The following is a 15,423-nucleotide window of genomic DNA, read 5'->3' on the forward strand; positions in this document are numbered from 1 at the left end:
TCAAGGCTTGCGCTTGAAAAGCTCGAGATAGGCGTTGGCAACTGCGTCTTCGGAGAACTGCTTCATCAGCGTCTCCCGCCCCCCCGCAGCAACCTTCGCGGCCAGTACCGGATCGTTGATCAGCCGTTCGATGGCGTGCGAGAAACCATCGGCATCGCCGATGTCAACCAGTAGCCCATTGTCACAGTCACGCATGAACCACGAGGGTCCCTCGGAGCGGCTGGAGACAACAGGCTTGCCCTGCGCCCAGGCCTCTAGAATGACATTGCCAAGCGGCTCGTGCTTTGACGGCATCACGAAAATATCGGCAGCGGCGACGAACGGCCGCGTATCCTTCTGCCAACCGAGAAAACGTACGCGGTCCATAACGCCAAGGTCCGCTGCGACCTTCTTGACGTTCTCCAATTCTTCGCCTTCGCCCGCAAGCCACAAATAGACATCAGGCAGCTTCGCCACCGCCGCCGTCAGCAAGGCAAATTCCTTGCGTGGTACGAAACGGCCCATCGACATCACGACGGGCGCATCAACCGGCGTGTTCAGCGACGCGCGATCGACGGGCGCCACTTGTTCAGTATTCGTGAAGTTCGAGATCACCTCGACGCCGCGTGTCCAGCCCAGCTTATTACGCACATGCTCGCCGATACCAGGCGTATTGCAAACGAGAATGTCGGAGTTTTTAAAGTAGCTGAGGTTTGTCGGGTAATCCCCAAGACGGGAGAGCTTGATACATCCCTTATAGTTCGGCATCAGTCGGCTGCCACGGGTCGCCCAAGAAAACAGCGCATCGGGCTTCTCCATACGCGCCATGTGTTTGACCCGCAAAGGCAATAGGATCCTGTCGGGTGAGAGATTTCGAAACTTGCTTTCGATGATGCGCGACGACTGCTCGATGTCCTTCCGCCATAGCCGGTTCGGACGGATGACCGCGGTTTGCTCGACGCCCCGGCGTGCCAGGGCGTTGACCAGATGAACAAAGAAACGCTCAGCACCGCCATCCTTGCCGAAATGATAATGCATCACTTTCATGATTGAACCTTTGGACCTTAGTGCCTTCCCGCATCATCAAAATTCGGATGCCGCTCGGCTGCCTTACGCTGATACAGCTTCGCCTGCGTCAGAAAGGCGTACACAGCACCTGTCATAGCTTCTATGAAGCCCGACGGCCCGCAACGCCATAGACCGTTATGAAAATAAAGGCGCCAGAAATAGAGCACCGGGCTGAAAATCAGTCTGAGGAAGGTCGTCCCCTCGCCTAAGGCGAAGTGCTGATCGGCCTTCAGGGTCGAATACTTGTTTTCCTTGAGGATCTGATCATCGATGATCAGTGGCCGGTAATGAAGAAGGCTGCCGGACTTTGCGTCCTCGACACGCCCCGTCGGCACTATGCCTTCATGAACAGCTTGCGTGAGATCATATGCGCCCCTGCCCTTGCGGATCAGCCGCAGGTTCCTGCGCTCGTGCACATGCACAGGGGTGTAGCCGTAACCGACCAGATAGGGGCGACGCGCCAGCCGCCACCCGACAATATCCTCGGAAGCGGCAATGAGCTCCGGCAAAAGCTTCCGCAGGGGTGCATCGAGCCGTTCATCGGAATCGATATTCAAGCGCCAAGGCTGCGTACACTGATCGAGTGCGAATTGCTTCTGCCCTGCGTAACCGCGCCAATTCTCGTGAAACACCCGGATCGGCCAGCCATTCTCGATATAGGACTCCAGCAGAGCAATCGTCCCGTCCGTCGAACCGGAGTCAACGACCACAATCTCCGCGCACTTATCCAGGCTCTCGATGCAATTGCCGAGATACGCTTCTTCGTTCAAGCAAATGATGAACGCGGAAATGGGCAATTTGGTCATTGGAATGATCTTCGTGTCTTTTTCCGCGGCAGAGCTAGCAAAGCGCCTTCACTACGGCATAAGCCGTTTCATTCATAGAGCAATGCTGCTTCTCTTGGCCGCTCAGACTTCGACCAGGCCCACCCGCTTGACCTGTCGGATCGTCAGCATCGTCCGCACGGTATCCACATGCTCATTCGCCGTCAGTACCTCGATAACGAAATCCTGGAAGCGCGTCAGGTTCTCTGCAACACAGTGCAGAAGGAAATCGCTATCCCCGGAAACCATCCAGGCCTGCCGCACGAGAGGCCACTGCGTAGTGGCGGCGGCAAAAGCCTTGAGGTTGGCTTCCGACTGATGCTTGAGGCCGACCATGCAGAAGGCGACAAGGTCGAAGCCGAGCTTCGGGCTGTTCAACATCGCGTGATAGCCTTCGATGACGCCAGTCTCTTCGAGCTTCCGCACGCGACGCAGGCACGGGGGCGCCGAAATCCCGACGCGGTCGGCGAGCTCGACATTGGTCATACGTCCGTCTGCCTGCAGCTCACGCAGTATCTTTATATCGATGGCATCGAGTTCGGCGCGAAGCACAATCCTGCCCTTCCTTTAATTCCTGGTCGCCAGCTTCTATATAAAGCGACGGAATTCGCAAGAAAGTTTCAACACGGCGATGGATTGTTGCACAGCGCGCCGAGAAAGCCTTGTTGGTAACGCAGGGCTGCCCTTGAATAAAAGCACTGGACGTTCATAAATGGCGAATGGATCGCGAAACGGCCTCATTCGCCTCTTAGCCGCCGCTCTCCCGACAGTCGAAAGGAAATACCCATGTCCGCCCGCCACACCAAGGTGCTCATTATCGGCTCCGGCCCTGCCGGCTACACGGCTGCCGTCTATGCAGCCCGTGCAATGCTGAAGCCAGTGCTGATCGCCGGCATGGAGCAAGGCGGACAGCTGATGATCACCACGGATGTGGAGAATTATCCGGGCTTTGCCGATCCCATCCAGGGACCTTGGCTGATGGATCAGATGCTGCAGCAGGCAAAGCATGTCGGCGCCGAAATCGTCAACGACATCGTCACCGAAGTCGAGATGAACCAGCGCCCGTTCGTGGCCCGCACCGACAGCGGCCAAGTCTGGACCGCCGATACCCTGATCATCGCGACCGGCGCCAAGGCAAAGTGGCTGGGCATCGAGAGCGAGCAGCATTTCCAGGGCTTCGGCGTCTCGGCCTGCGCGACCTGCGACGGTTTCTTCTACCGAAACAAGGACGTCATCGTCGTCGGCGGCGGCAACAGTGCCGTGGAGGAAGCGCTATACCTCTCCAACATCGCGAAGTCGGTGACGGTCGTTCACCGCCGCGACAGCTTCCGTTCGGAGAAAATCCTCGAGGAACGGCTGTTCTCGAAGGAGAACATCAAGGTCCTCTGGAACACCGAGGTCGCTGAAATCACCGGCACGCCGGCCAAGCCGCCGATGCCGCCGTCCGTTACGGGCGCTCGCCTGCGCGACACGCGCACGGGTGCGATCACCGAGGTTGCGGTCGACGGCGTCTTTGTTGCTATTGGACACGCCCCGGCAACCGAGCTCTTCAAGGGCAAGCTGAAGCTGAAGGATAATGGCTATCTCTGGACCGCACCGGATTCGACGGCGACCAGCCTCGAAGGCGTTTATGCCGCTGGTGACGTGACCGACGACACGTTCCGCCAGGCGATCACCGCCGCCGGCTTGGGATGCATGGCAGCTCTCGAAGCCGAACGATATCTGACGGGCCATATGCCCGTCGCCGTGGCCGCAGAGTAGGACCGGCTATGAGGGGTGGGGGAATGCCATTGGATTGGGACAAGCTGCGTATCTTTCACGCAGCTGCCGAAGCGGGTTCGTTCACGCATGCGGCGGATAAACTGCATCTGTCCCAGTCCGCGATCAGCCGTCAGGTCAGCGCACTCGAGCAGGATGTCGGCACAAAGCTCTTTCACCGCCATGCGCGCGGTCTGATTCTGACGGAACAGGGCGAACTGCTTTATCGCACCGCCCACGACGTGCTCCTGAAGCTCGAAACCGTGAAGATGCAGCTAACCGAGACGACGGAAACGCCGACCGGCAAGCTGCGCGTAACGACGACGGTCGGCCTTGGCCAGGGTTGGCTGACCGACAAGATCCAGGAGTTCATGCAGCTCTACCCGGATGTCCAGATCCAGTTGATCCTCGACAACGAGGAAGTGGATGTGAACATGCGCTACGCGGATTGCGCCATCCGCCTGCGCCAGCCGGTGCAATCCGACTTGATCCAGCGCAAGCTGTTCACCGTTCACATGCACGTCTATGCGGCCCCCTCCTACATCAACCGCCATGGCGAGCCGCAGACGGTCGAGGACCTCGACAACCATCGTATCATTACCTTTGGCGAGCCCGCGCCGAGCTACCTGCTCGATGTCAACTGGCTTGAGGTCGCTGGACGCTCGTCCGACAACAAGCGCATCCCGCATCTGCAGATCAACAGCCAGACCTCGATCAAGCGCGCATGCCTGCTCGGCATGGGCGTTGCCTGTATGCCCGACTACATCGTCGGACGAGATCCTGGCCTCATCCAGCTGCCGATTAACGCTGACGTTCCGTCGTTTGATACGTACTTCTGCTATCCTGACGAAATGAAAAATGCCGCCAAGCTGAAGGCTTTCCGCGACTTCATCGTCAGCAAGGCACGCAACTGGAACTTCTAGTTGCTCACCCTAGAAATACAAGCTGTGCAATATGCGCATGTCTGGCATGCATAAACTGGGGTTGCCGTTTGCTCATTAAAGCACCATATCGCACACAGCTGATGCACACGGTGGCTTTTCCTCCCAGTTCCACCGCATTAGCTGTTCCCCTCTGGAGGTTTTGACCTTCACACCTATAAGGGCCCCGATCTTTCGGCGGCCCTCTTTTTTTGCCCGATTTTTTCGCATTGCAGCAGAAAATTGTGCAGCGCATAGCAGGCATGCGCAAACATGCATTGCAATCTGCCTCTTGAAGCAGCATATCCCACTCAGCTGATGCATTTCGTGGCTTCTCTCCCAGTGCCACCGCGTTAGCTGTTCCCCTCTGGAGGTTTATTGACCTTCACACCTTTAAAGGGCCCCGATTTTTCGGCGGCCCTCTTTTTTTGCCCAGAATTTAGCCAGATCCGAAAGAGCAGCAAATCACGCCGTCGTGTCTTGCATATCGAGTGTTGCCGATCCATATATCGTCTACGGACGATTTATAATTCGAAGAACGACGATGGAAAAAGACGAGATCCTGAAGGCGATCGCCCATCCGACCCGGATGGAAATTCTGAACTGGCTGAAGAAACCTGAGGAGCATTTCTCCACACAGGAACATCCGTTTGAGATGGGCGTCTGCGCCAGCCAGTTTGAGCGCTGCGGCCTGTCTCAGTCGACCGTATCAGCGCATCTCGCGACCCTGAACAGAGCAGGGCTTGTGACGACGAGACGCGTTGGGCAGTGGATCTTCTACAAGCGCAATGAGGAGACCATCGCGGCTTTCCTCAAGCAACTTTCGAAGGATCTGTAGCGTATGCGGCTGCGGCCCTAATTGGGCTCGCATCGTAACCTCCTCCCCCATCTTCGGCCTCGGCCGAGTGATCCTCCCGCACCAAGAAAGGACTCTCATGAGCAAGCTTTTCGAACCGACAAAGGTTGGCGACATTGCCATCAAGAACCATATCGTGATGGCGCCGCTGACGCGCAACCGCTCGCCGGGTGCCGTTCCGAACGACCTGAACGTCGAATACTACCGCCAGCGTGCGACGGCCGGCCTCATCATCACCGAGGCAACGGCCATCACACATCAGGGTCAGGGTTACGCGGACGTTCCCGGGCTTTACAAGAAGGAAGCGCTAGACGGCTGGAAGCGAGTGACGGATGCCGTCCACGCAGCAGGAGGCAAGATCGTCGTGCAGATGTGGCATGTCGGCCGTATCTCGCATACGACGCTGCAGCCGAACGGCGGCAAGCCCGTCTCTTCGACGAACCGCATCGCCAAGGCCAAGACGTACCTCGTCAATGACGATGGCACTGGCGCCTTTGCCGATACCTCCGAGCCGCGCGCCCTTCAAACCTCGGAAATCCCGGGCATCATCGAGGATTACCGCAAAGCTGCGCGCGCCGCGATCGACGCTGGCTTTGACGGTGTGGAAATTCACGGTGCAAATGGCTACCTGCTCGACCAGTTCCTGCGCGACGGCGTCAACGACCGCACCGATCAGTATGGTGGCTCGATCGAAAACCGCGCCCGCTTCACTTTCGAAGTGGTAGACGCCGTGACCAAGGAAATCGGCGCAGGCCGTACAGCCATTCGCATTTCGCCTGTCACGCCTTCGGGCGAGAGCTACGACTCCAACCCGCAAGCGCTCTTCACCCATGTCATCGAAGGCCTGGCGAAATATGATCTTGCCTATATTCACGTCATCGAAGGCCAGACCGGCGGCGACCGCGACTTCAAGCAGGGCACCAACGCCGCCTTCGACTATAAGGCTCTGCGCCAGGCCTATGAAAAGGCTGGCGGCAAGGCGAAGTGGATGGTCAACAACGGCTACGACCGGGACCTGGCGATTGATGCCGTCGAGAGCGGCCGCGCCGATCTCGTCGCTTTCGGAAAGCCATTCATCGCCAATCCGGATCTCGTGGGACGTCTGGAAAAGAACCTGCCACTGAATACGCCCGTGCAGGCCACCTTCTACGGCGGCGGACCAAAGGGTTACATCGACTATCCCGTGATCGAAAAGGCCGCCTGAACCATCAAGTGCCAACGGAATCCCGCCATTCGGCGGGATTTTCTTCTTCTAGCGCCTAGCTAACATGGCGCCATGTTCGAGTCGTACATCAAGCGCTGGCGACTGACCGTCGACGGCGAACCGATCATCACTCATTCCAGCCACCTCCTGCCCGTTCTCCGGGACGGCAAACCCGCCATGTTGAAAATCTCCAATGACGAGGCCGAGCAGGCTGGCGGCGCTTTGATGCAATGGTGGGGTGGCATCGGGGCAGCGAAAGTCTACGCCCACGACAACGAGGCAGTTCTGCTCGAGCGTGCAATGGGCCATCGCTCGCTGTTGGGAATGGCAATGGACGGCGCGGACGATACGGCGACCCGCATCATGTGCCGCACCGTCGCAGAACTTCACGCCCCACGCGAACAGCCTTTGCCGGACCTCACTCCACTGGCCCGCTGGTTTCGTGACCTGGAGCCGGCAGCACGTGCCCATGACGGCATTCTGGCCGAGTGCAACCACATCGCTGGAATACTGCTTGGAAATATCAGCGATCCCGTGGTCCTGCACGGCGACATTCACCACAGCAACATCCTCGATTTCGGCGAGGACTGCTGGCTGGCAATCGACCCCAAAGGCCTCATCGGCGAGCGTGGCTTCGACTACGCCAACATCTTCGCCAACCCAGATCTTCCGACAGTCACTTCCCCGGGCCGTCTGCAGAGGCAACTCCGGATCGTCGCGACCGAAACTGGCCTAGAGCCGAAACGGCTGCTGCAATGGATAGTCGCCTATTCCGGCTTGTCGGCGGCCTGGTTTCTGGGCGGCGGATCGACGGAACTGGCCCAAAGCCCCCTCGCAGTCGCGCGCATTGCGCTTGCCGAACTACAGCAGGGATAGGCACGCCGTAGGAGCCTCGCCGAGGCAGGCAAAAACAACACTAATACACCGCCTGCGCGGACGCGCGAGCCTCGAGTTCGTTCGGCTCAGCCGCCAGACACCCGAGTGCGACCAGGGAGCTACGAACAGCGTCGTCGATCGGGGTATGAGGCTCGCTGCCGAGTTCGGCAACCAACCGTTCGTTCGACATCCGCAGCGGCTCGCGCCAAAGGTACCGCATTTCCTTCAACTCGCGCATGAAGGTGACGAACGGGGCGGCCAGAGGCACGATCCACCACGGGAAGGCCCGCGTCTTTATCCTACTGCCGACAACCCGCTTGATTGCAGCGGCCATCTGGCTGCCATCGGCATCCCAGAAGCCATCCATGTGATACACGGCGAAGGGCGGAAGGCGATCACCACGCTCGACCAGACGGATCATCGTCTCAGCAACATCGGGCAGGTACGCCCACTGGTGTCCGACACCCGGCCGGGCCGGGTTCTTGACGGCCTCGACCGACTTTCCCGGCGTGACCATGCCTTGCGAAAACCAGCTGTTGGCAGCCCCCGGCCCGAAGTAGTCGCCGGCCCGAACGATGATGACGCGCGCGCCACTGCGCGAGGCAATCTCCAGTCGCCGTTCCATTTCGGCGCGGATCGCTCCCTTCATCGTCACGGGCTGCTGTGGACTATCCTCCCGAGAACCGGAAAGGCATCCGGTCCGAAATTATAGACCGTGCCCGGCAGAACGATGCGCGCACCAACCGAATGTGCAGCGGCGATGGTGTTGTCGAGCATCGGGAGAACGAGCTTTTCCCAATCGCGGTAGCCCGGCGGATTGACAGCATGAATGATAAGGCTGACGCCGCGCGCCCCGGTCACGAGATCCTCGGCGTTCATCGCGTCGCCTTGGACCCACTCGAAGTCGGGCGCTTTCGCGCGAGCCTTCGCTGCATCGCGGTTCAGCGCCCTCACATGCCAACCGCACGCGGCGAGCTTCCGAGCGACCTCCCCTCCGATCCCGCCTGTTGCACCCAGTACCAGAGCAACCTGTCCGTTCTGCCCAGTCATGATGATCTCCACAATTTGAACTGAGCCAATCATGCGGGCATTTTCAGATAAACGAAATTGACGAATCTCGTGTCGCAGATATACATAAATGCATGAGGAGAGAACCGGACTGGCATTTGTACCGGACGCTATTGGCTGTGCTGGAACACGGGTCGCTTTCTGCGGCGGCACGTGACCTCGGCCTGACGCAGCCGACCGTCGGACGGCACATCGATGCGCTCGAGAATTCAATCGGCTCGCAACTCTTCGTCCGCTCGCCGAACGGTCTCTTGCCAACCGATGCAGCCCTTGAACTGAAACCCTATGCCCAAACGCTCGCAGCGACATCCGCCGCCCTGCTGCGAACTGCCTCGGGACATCGAGAGCAGGTTGCCGGCACCGTCCGGATAAGCGCCAGCGAGGTCATCGGCGTCGAGGTACTGCCTCCCATCCTTGCACCGCTGATGGCTGCCCATCCCGATCTCAACATCGAGCTTTCGGCGTCCGACGCGATCGAGGACCTTCTCAATCGGGAGGCGGATATTGCCGTCCGGATGGCAGAGCCGACCCAGGATCAACTTGTCGGCCGCCGCATCGGAGAGATACCGCTCGGCTTTCACGCCCACCGGCGCTACCTGGCGCAACACGGCGCACCACTGGGGATGGCCGACCTCGCACGACATCGCCTCGTCGGCTTCGACCGGCAGACAGCCTATATCAGGACCATGATGGCGCGCTTTCCATTGCCAGACAATCTCGTCTTTGCGTTCAAGAGCGACAACCCGCTCGCGCAAATCTCGGCCATTCGTGCGGGTCTGGGGATTGGAATCTGCCAGATGGGCATCGCCGCGCAGGACCCAGATCTGTTGCCGGTTCTGCCCGAACTTTTCCGGATACCCCTCGACACGTGGGTCGTCACGCACGAAGGGATCAAAACGGCACGCCGCTACCGCGTCACGTTCGACGCGCTGGTAGACGGCCTGTTGAATTACACCAAGGGAACTGCGCATAAACGCCGGGGTTGATCATCACATGGATGATGACCCCTGTGCTCATGCGCGCGGCGAGGCTTCGCTGGAATGGCTTTTCCAGGTGCCGTCGACAACCTCAGTCTCCGGCCGGTCTCCGCCTTCGGCATACTCCTCATGCCATTTACCTTTGTCATCCTGCCAGCTGATCTCGGCGGAATCACCGCCAACCTGCTGTTCAGCTGCAACGATACGGGCTGCCTCAAGCGCTTCGGAGTGTGTCGGGAATGCTTCGGAGTAGACACCGCCCAACCGGTAGGCCCAGCCTCCGTCGTGAGGAACGACCTCGTAGACCACCTTGACCATGCCTCTCACTCCTCTTCTTCTTGTTTCGCGCTCGAATACTGACCGGATGGCATCCAGTGCGCGGGCCGCGTTGGAGGAAACGAGAGGGCGCCGCGATATGCTTCCGGCTGACCGATGCGTTAGTATTCCATTAAATTCTCAAGACTGCAAACTTACTCCCTCCGCTCACTAGCTTGCCATGCAAAATCATCGTTTTAGACTTGTCGGATGAATCGAACTCGGAGCTTTCCGTGAAAATCGCGTCGCGGCTGAAAGACGAAACGTTCCTGGTGTTGGCGATAGGCGTCGCGGCTATCGCCTATGTGTCGGAACATGCATTTCTTGAAATGGGGCGTGAGATATCGCTGATCGCCGCTGCCGGGCTCGTCGCCACCATCGTCCTTGCCTCAATCCGTGTCGCCCACCATGCGGAGATTCTCGCGATCAAGGTCGGCGACCCCTACGGCACGATGATCCTGACGCTGTCGGCAGTTGCAGTGGAAGTGATCATCCTCGCGATCATGATGACCGGCGAAAGCTCTCCGACGCTCGTGCGCGACACGATCTATTCAGCCCTGATGCTCGACATCAACGGCATACTCGGCCTCGCCGCGCTGCTCGGCGGCTTGAAGCACGGCGAGCAGCCGTACAACGACAACTCGGGCAAGACCTACGGCGTGATGATCCTGACCGCCATGGGTATCTCGATGATCGTTCCGGAATTCGTGCCGGCGGAAAAGTGGCACTACTACTCCGCCTTCACCATCCTGGCGATGATCGCCCTCTACGCACTCTTCCTGCGCATGCAGGTCGGTCAGCACAGTTACTTCTTCAGCTACGCCTATCCTCGCAGCGAGCGGAAAGGCGATCCGGATGAGCACTCGATCGAAGACTCCACGACCGCGTCGATCACAACCATCCTGGTTGGGGTCGTCATCATCGGCCTGCTCGCGGAATTCATGTCGACCTTCATGACGGAAGGCCTGCGGAATTCTGGCGCTCCCGTTGTCCTGACCGCCATCGTTGTCGCAGCGATCTCGGCGTCGCCCGAGATCTTGACGGCCCTTCGCGCGGCGCTGCGAAACCGCATGCAAGCGACCGTGAACATCGCCATGGGCGCGTCGCTATCGACCGTCATCCTCACGGTTCCGGTCATGGAGGCCATTGCCCTTTACACCGGCCAACCGTTCATCATGGCGATGACGCCGGTGCAGACCGTGATGGTGGCGATTACGCTGATTGCGGCGGCCATCAACCTCAACGACGGTGAGACCAACGCCATCGAAGGCATGACGCACTTCATCCTTTTTGTAACGTTCCTGATGCTGTCGGCGCTGGATCTCTGACACCGCCAACTCCAATCCTGCAAACAAAAAGCCCGCCGTCTCCGGCGGGCTTTTGTTTCGAGATAGTTCTGACTATTTGCAGGCGCCGCAGAAGCGCTGGATGCGCTTGCAGGCTTCCTCGAGCAACGCTTCCGACGTCGCGTAGGAGATGCGGAAGTTCGGGCCGAGGCCGAATGCCGAGCCATGAACGACGGCAACGCCTTCGCTCTCCAACAGTTCAGAAACGAAGTCTTCGTCGGTCTCGATCACCTTGCCCGACGGCGCGGTCTTGCCGATCAGGCCGGCGCAGGACGGATAGACGTAGAAGGCGCCTTCCGGCGACGGGCACGTGATGCCCTTTGCCTGGTTCAGCATCGACACGACGAGGTCGCGGCGGCCTTCGAAAACCTTCTTGTTCGCGGGAATGAAATCCTGCGTACCGTTCAGCGCTTCGACGGCAGCCCACTGGGCGATCGAGGTCGCACCTGAGGTCTGCTGGCCCTGAATCATATCCATGGCCTTGATCAGCTGGATCGGGCCTGCTGCGTAGCCGATACGCCAGCCGGTCATCGCGTAAGCCTTCGAAACACCGTTCATGGTCAGCGTGCGGTCGTAGAGCTTCGGCTCGACTTCGACAGGCGTGACGAACTTGAAGTCGCCATAGGTCAGGTGCTCGTACATGTCGTCCGTCAGCACCCAGACATGCGGATGCTTCAGCAGCACGTCCGTCAAGGCCTTCAGTTCGTCATGCGTATAGGCAGCACCCGACGGGTTGGACGGCGAGTTGAAGATGAACCACTTCGTCTTCGGCGTGATCGCCTTGTCGAGGTCGGCGGCCTGGAGCTTGAAGTTGTTTTCCTGCGTCGCCGAAACGATGACGGGCGTACCGCCGCACAGCGAGACCATTTCCGGATAGGATACCCAGTACGGCGCCGGGATGACGACTTCATCGCCCGGGTTCAGCGTCGCCATGAAGGCGTTGAAAAGGATCTGCTTGCCGCCGGTGCCGACGATCGTCTGCTCCCACGAATATTCCAGGCCGTTCTCGCGCTTGAACTTCGCGGCGATCGCCTTGCGGAGTTCAGGGATACCGGAGACCGGCGTATACTTCGTCTCGCCGCGGTTGATCGCGTCGATGGCAGCCTTCTTGATATTATCAGGCGTATCGAAATCCGGCTCGCCGGCGCCGAGGCCGATCACATCGCGTCCTTTTGCTTTCAGCTCGCGCGCTTTCTGGGAAACGGCGATGGTGGCTGAAGGCTTCACACGGGAAAGAGCATCGGCAAGAAAGGCCATGATATCGGTCCTATACGGTTGATTTGGGCAGAAAAGCCGGGACCGGAATTCTGCGCTAAGCTCTATGTCCAATGTAGGCAGGCATTTCAAGCGCAAAGGCGTGATGGTGCCAATGATTCTTCGTGATCAATCGCCTGACCCAGCGTCCTGATTCGCGAGCTCGCGCGTTTGGCTGGCTGAATCATTTTGCGAAGTGCTTGAATCAGTTTCTGAAGAGAGTTGCGATTTACGCCCGGAAATCAAAATCCTCGGCACTTTTGGCCCTTGCCACGAATTGGTCGCAACAAATGCCGAGGCCTGCCGCAATTCGGTCGCGAGCACGCCGAGATCGAAGCCCCATTTTGTTGCATCCGGCATTGGTTATTGAGGGCATACCCATGTTTCTGGAAGACGAGTTTGTCATCAGGCGCCTTCGCGCCCGTCGCGTATCCATCTCACTACTGGTTGCAGTTGTGGCTTTCGCTGCGTCGATCCTTATGACCTTCGGGCTGGTAACGACGGTCTACGCCGAAGAAAGCCAGCAGGTGTCCGCACAGTCAGCCACATCGCAAATGGCAGCCGCGCCAACGGTAATGGCAGTGGGGCTTGGCGCACAGAACTCCGTGTCGGTAAAGCTGCCGCAAAGGGCGACAGGCGCTGACGAACGGATCACCCGCGGCAGCCTTATGCTTCTAGCCGCACTGGTCGCGACATGCGGGCTGGCCATCTGGCGCAGGCGACTACACGGCGTCTTTGCCGGAGCCAGCCAATGACGCCCGTGAATTCGGGACCCAGAGTTCGAAACCACGAGGCGGACGAATTCGGCCCGCTTCCGACCTATATCGAGCTCGCCATGGCGACGGCGGCGGCAACCGCTTACGACGCGAATACAGCGCAGGAAAACCGTATGCGCCTGCCCCGTCTCTCCGTCATCGAGAAGGCAATTGTCGTTAGCATCGCCGCTCTTGCGCTTTACGGAACGGTGCTGATCGCCGGCGGGCTCTATATCAAGGCCAAGGCCGAACTGTCGCAAATTCTCTCGCAGCACTCCTTTGCCGCCGAACTTCGTAGCGAAGACACCAGGCCTTGACCGTGGGCGGATCTCGCCACCGAAGCAGAGGTCCCCACTCGTCTACCCGCGACCGATCGTCGCCTCGCCATCGGCAAACACAAAGCCGTTATCCCACGCGAATGAGGTTGAAGCCGGTGGACGACGCTCCACGTTGACCAGACGACAGGCATTGGGACAGACCATGACGACACTTGCACGGCTTCCATTCGGCTTCTTTCTCGCAACCGCGGCATTGGCCGCCTCCCCAAGCTTTTCTGCCGACATCGTCAAGACGAAGACGGTTGAGGTTCAAGTCGACACCATTGCAACAGGCCTCGAGCACCCCTGGGCCGTGGAGGTGCTCCCTGATGGTTCCTATCTCGTTACCGAACGACCGGGACGGCTGCGCATCATACGCGACGGCAAGCTCTCTGCCCCCATCGCCGGCGTCCCTGAAGTCAGCGCCCGGGGGCAAGGTGGTCTGATGGACGTTGCGATCGCGCCTGATTTTGCAACAAGTCGCCAGATATTCCTCACGGCCGCGACCAGGGCCAGGGGCGGCTCCGGCACCGAGGTATTCAGCGCCACGCTGTCAAATGATGGAACAAGGCTGAACGACGTCAAATCCATCTTCACGATGAAGCGCTTCACCGGCGGCAACATCCAGTACGGCTCCCGCATAGCGTTCGGCAAGGACGGCTCGCTGTTCATCAGTGTCGGTGACCGTGGTGACAGGGATCGTGCCCAGGATTGGAAGGACGATGCCGGCTCCATCATCCACATCAACGCCGATGGCAGCATTCCCACCGACAATCCCTTCAAGGACGGCGGCAAGGCGCTTCCGGAGGTCTGGTCGAAGGGCCATCGCAATCCGCAGGGCATCGCCTTCGATGCCGCAGACGGCAAGCTCTACACGGCGGAGCACGGCGCCCGCGGCGGTGACGAAATCAACTACATCGAGCCCGGCAAAAACTACGGCTGGCCGATCATAACCTACGGACGCGACTATTCGGGCGCCGAGATCGGCGAAGGCACAGCCAAGGAAGGGCTTGAGCAACCGCTTTATTATTGGGACCCGTCGATCGCGCCGGGAGCATTGGCCATTTATCGCGGCAAGATGTTTCCCGAATGGGACGGCAACTTTCTCGTTGCTGCGCTGAAGTTCCAGCTGCTGTCGCGAATGCAGCGCGATGAAGGCGGAGCTTTCGTCGCCGAGGAGCGGATTTTCGACGGCTCCTATGGCCGCATGCGTGATGTGATCGTCGCACCCGACGGCGCCCTGCTGCTCCTCACGGATGAAGACGATGGTGCCTTGCTAAGAGTGTCGCGGGCGCCGGTAAACAATGGTTGACACTAAGCCTAGAGGCCGGCGCGCAGTTCCTTTCGAAACATAAACTTCAGGGCGGACCATGTCTCATCGACAGCGCAGACTTTGACGTCAACCAGCCCCAAAGGCACGAATATCGATCGCAGAACGTCTTCGGTGACTGTGGTCGGCACCCGCGCCGCCTTCTTGGGCCAGGAAATCCAAAGCATCCCGTCGGGCTTGAGAGCGCCCGATACAGCCCGGGCAATACCTTCCAGGACTACCCGGCGGGCTTCGAAAACATGCACGTAGTCGAAGCGACGCTCAATCATTGATGGCAAAGCTTTCGTAACGGAGGAGAAATGCTCAAAGGATTGTATCTCGGCGATCTCGGGTACACCGATCAGCAGCGCCGCCTGCCCTTCCCTCAGGCCGAGCTTTCGCGTGAGCGAGTTGCCGCAATACCCCGCTGGCGCATCATGGCGCTGTTGTCGCGGCGCAGCCTTTTCGTCCGCCGATGAAACCGTTTTCGTTGCCATCCGTTTGCTCTCAGGCGCTTACCCAGTGGCGACATTCTTCACCCTTGCCCAAACCAAAGGCAACTGCTAACGCTCGCCCATACTCTCCCGCACCGAGGAC

The 15,423-nt window shown here is 59.3% G+C and carries 15 protein-coding genes and 2 pseudogenes; 10 read left to right on the forward strand and 7 right to left on the reverse strand.

Annotated elements, in window-relative coordinates:
• From C934_RS0113405 to C934_RS0113415, 3 genes are all read right to left on the reverse strand, one after another.
• Nucleotides 1–1,026, reverse strand: coding sequence for a glycosyltransferase (locus C934_RS0113405; RefSeq protein ID WP_018857195.1), 1,026 nt, complete (start codon nt 1,024–1,026; stop codon nt 1–3).
• Between the two features lie 17 nt (nt 1,027–1,043).
• Nucleotides 1,044–1,853, reverse strand: coding sequence for a glycosyltransferase family 2 protein (locus C934_RS0113410; protein WP_018857196.1), 810 nt, complete (start codon nt 1,851–1,853; stop codon nt 1,044–1,046).
• Nucleotides 1,854–1,955: 102 nt separating this feature from the next.
• On the reverse strand, nt 1,956–2,423 hold the full coding sequence (locus C934_RS0113415) for an Lrp/AsnC family transcriptional regulator (RefSeq protein WP_018857197.1): 468 nt from the start codon (nt 2,421–2,423) through the stop codon (nt 1,956–1,958).
• A 234-nt stretch (nt 2,424–2,657) separates the two neighbouring features.
• Between C934_RS0113415 and trxB the strand changes: the two genes are divergently transcribed.
• The 5 genes from trxB (at nt 2,658) to C934_RS0113440 (ending at nt 7,485) form a co-directional block, all read left to right on the forward strand.
• Nucleotides 2,658–3,632, forward strand: coding sequence for a thioredoxin-disulfide reductase (gene trxB, locus C934_RS0113420; RefSeq protein WP_018857198.1), 975 nt, complete (start codon nt 2,658–2,660; stop codon nt 3,630–3,632).
• A gap of 23 nt (nt 3,633–3,655) precedes the next feature.
• Nucleotides 3,656–4,552, forward strand: a complete 897-nt coding sequence (locus C934_RS0113425) for a LysR family transcriptional regulator VtlR (protein ID WP_018857199.1) — start codon at nt 3,656–3,658, stop codon at nt 4,550–4,552.
• Nucleotides 4,553–5,093: 541 nt separating this feature from the next.
• Nucleotides 5,094–5,387: an ArsR/SmtB family transcription factor gene (locus tag C934_RS0113430; RefSeq protein WP_018857200.1), complete on the forward strand. Its 294-nt coding sequence runs from the start codon at nt 5,094–5,096 to the stop codon at nt 5,385–5,387.
• 97 nt (nt 5,388–5,484) lie between these two features.
• The gene (locus C934_RS0113435; RefSeq protein ID WP_018857201.1) at nt 5,485–6,609 is read left to right on the forward strand and encodes an alkene reductase; all 1,125 of its coding nucleotides are present in this window, start codon (nt 5,485–5,487) and stop codon (nt 6,607–6,609) included.
• Nucleotides 6,610–6,681: 72 nt separating this feature from the next.
• Nucleotides 6,682–7,485 carry an aminoglycoside phosphotransferase family protein gene (locus C934_RS0113440; RefSeq protein WP_018857202.1) on the forward strand — a complete coding sequence of 268 codons (804 nt, stop codon included), beginning with the start codon at nt 6,682–6,684 and terminating at the stop codon, nt 7,483–7,485.
• A gap of 40 nt (nt 7,486–7,525) precedes the next feature.
• Here the strand turns inward: C934_RS0113440 and C934_RS31945 are convergent.
• A pseudogene (locus C934_RS31945) lies at nt 7,526–8,535 on the reverse strand (NAD-dependent epimerase/dehydratase family protein).
• 92 nt (nt 8,536–8,627) lie between these two features.
• Here C934_RS31945 and C934_RS0113450 point away from each other — a divergent pair.
• Nucleotides 8,628–9,539 carry a LysR family transcriptional regulator gene (locus C934_RS0113450; protein WP_026371793.1) on the forward strand — a complete coding sequence of 304 codons (912 nt, stop codon included), beginning with the start codon at nt 8,628–8,630 and terminating at the stop codon, nt 9,537–9,539.
• Nucleotides 9,540–9,566: 27 nt separating this feature from the next.
• Here C934_RS0113450 and C934_RS0113455 read toward each other — a convergent pair whose 3' ends face one another.
• Nucleotides 9,567–9,848, reverse strand: coding sequence for a DUF2188 domain-containing protein (locus tag C934_RS0113455; RefSeq protein WP_007534149.1), 282 nt, complete (start codon nt 9,846–9,848; stop codon nt 9,567–9,569).
• Between the two features lie 230 nt (nt 9,849–10,078).
• Here C934_RS0113455 and C934_RS0113460 point away from each other — a divergent pair, with 230 nt between their 5' ends.
• Complete coding sequence (locus C934_RS0113460) at nt 10,079–11,173, forward strand: calcium:proton antiporter (RefSeq protein WP_026371794.1); 1,095 nt, start codon at nt 10,079–10,081, stop codon at nt 11,171–11,173.
• Between the two features lie 72 nt (nt 11,174–11,245).
• Here the strand turns inward: C934_RS0113460 and C934_RS0113465 are convergent, their stop codons facing one another.
• Entirely contained in the window at nt 11,246–12,448 is a 1,203-nt protein-coding gene (locus tag C934_RS0113465) for a pyridoxal phosphate-dependent aminotransferase (RefSeq protein ID WP_018857205.1), read from the reverse strand.
• A 377-nt stretch (nt 12,449–12,825) separates the two neighbouring features.
• On the opposite strand from C934_RS0113465, the gene C934_RS0113470 reads away from it, so the two are divergent.
• From C934_RS0113470 to C934_RS0113480, 3 genes and pseudogenes are all read left to right on the forward strand, one after another.
• Nucleotides 12,826–13,200 carry a hypothetical protein gene (locus tag C934_RS0113470; RefSeq protein WP_018857206.1) on the forward strand — a complete coding sequence of 125 codons (375 nt, stop codon included), beginning with the start codon at nt 12,826–12,828 and terminating at the stop codon, nt 13,198–13,200.
• Nucleotides 13,197–13,514 (forward strand): annotated as a pseudogene (locus C934_RS31950) (class GN sortase); the annotation flags it as partial. The gene C934_RS0113470 and the pseudogene C934_RS31950, both read left to right, overlap by 4 nt.
• 166 nt (nt 13,515–13,680) lie before the next feature.
• Nucleotides 13,681–14,829 (forward strand): PQQ-dependent sugar dehydrogenase, encoded by a 1,149-nt coding sequence (locus tag C934_RS0113480; protein ID WP_018857208.1) that lies wholly within the window; start codon nt 13,681–13,683, stop codon nt 14,827–14,829.
• Between the two features lie 8 nt (nt 14,830–14,837).
• On the opposite strand, the gene C934_RS0113485 is transcribed toward C934_RS0113480, so the two are convergent.
• Nucleotides 14,838–15,323: a hypothetical protein gene (locus C934_RS0113485; RefSeq protein ID WP_018857209.1), complete on the reverse strand. Its 486-nt coding sequence runs from the start codon at nt 15,321–15,323 to the stop codon at nt 14,838–14,840.
• Nucleotides 15,324–15,423: the final 100 nt, after the last annotated feature.

Source organism: Rhizobium sp. 42MFCr.1, from assembly GCF_000377185.1.
Lineage (GTDB): Bacteria > Pseudomonadota > Alphaproteobacteria > Rhizobiales > Rhizobiaceae > Rhizobium > Rhizobium altiplani.

Bases quoted from the DNA above. Each gene is read 5' to 3' on its own strand.
- trxB (WP_018857198.1), top strand. From the start codon at position 2,658: ATGTCCGCCCGCCACACCAAGGTGCTCATTATCGGCTCCGGCCCTGCC.
- C934_RS0113430 (WP_018857200.1), top strand. From the start codon at position 5,094: ATGGAAAAAGACGAGATCCTGAAGGCGATCGCCCATCCGACCCGGATG.
- C934_RS0113450 (WP_026371793.1), top strand. From the start codon at position 8,628: ATGAGGAGAGAACCGGACTGGCATTTGTACCGGACGCTATTGGCTGTG.
- C934_RS0113455 (WP_007534149.1), bottom strand. From the start codon at position 9,848: ATGGTCAAGGTGGTCTACGAGGTCGTTCCTCACGACGGAGGCTGGGCC.
- C934_RS0113435 (WP_018857201.1), top strand. From the start codon at position 5,485: ATGAGCAAGCTTTTCGAACCGACAAAGGTTGGCGACATTGCCATCAAG.
- C934_RS0113410 (WP_018857196.1), bottom strand. From the start codon at position 1,853: ATGACCAAATTGCCCATTTCCGCGTTCATCATTTGCTTGAACGAAGAA.
- C934_RS0113470 (WP_018857206.1), top strand. From the start codon at position 12,826: ATGTTTCTGGAAGACGAGTTTGTCATCAGGCGCCTTCGCGCCCGTCGC.
- C934_RS0113465 (WP_018857205.1), bottom strand. From the start codon at position 12,448: ATGGCCTTTCTTGCCGATGCTCTTTCCCGTGTGAAGCCTTCAGCCACC.
- C934_RS0113440 (WP_018857202.1), top strand. From the start codon at position 6,682: ATGTTCGAGTCGTACATCAAGCGCTGGCGACTGACCGTCGACGGCGAA.
- C934_RS0113425 (WP_018857199.1), top strand. From the start codon at position 3,656: ATGCCATTGGATTGGGACAAGCTGCGTATCTTTCACGCAGCTGCCGAA.
- C934_RS0113405 (WP_018857195.1), bottom strand. From the start codon at position 1,026: ATGAAAGTGATGCATTATCATTTCGGCAAGGATGGCGGTGCTGAGCGT.
- C934_RS0113485 (WP_018857209.1), bottom strand. From the start codon at position 15,323: ATGGCAACGAAAACGGTTTCATCGGCGGACGAAAAGGCTGCGCCGCGA.
- C934_RS0113480 (WP_018857208.1), top strand. From the start codon at position 13,681: ATGACGACACTTGCACGGCTTCCATTCGGCTTCTTTCTCGCAACCGCG.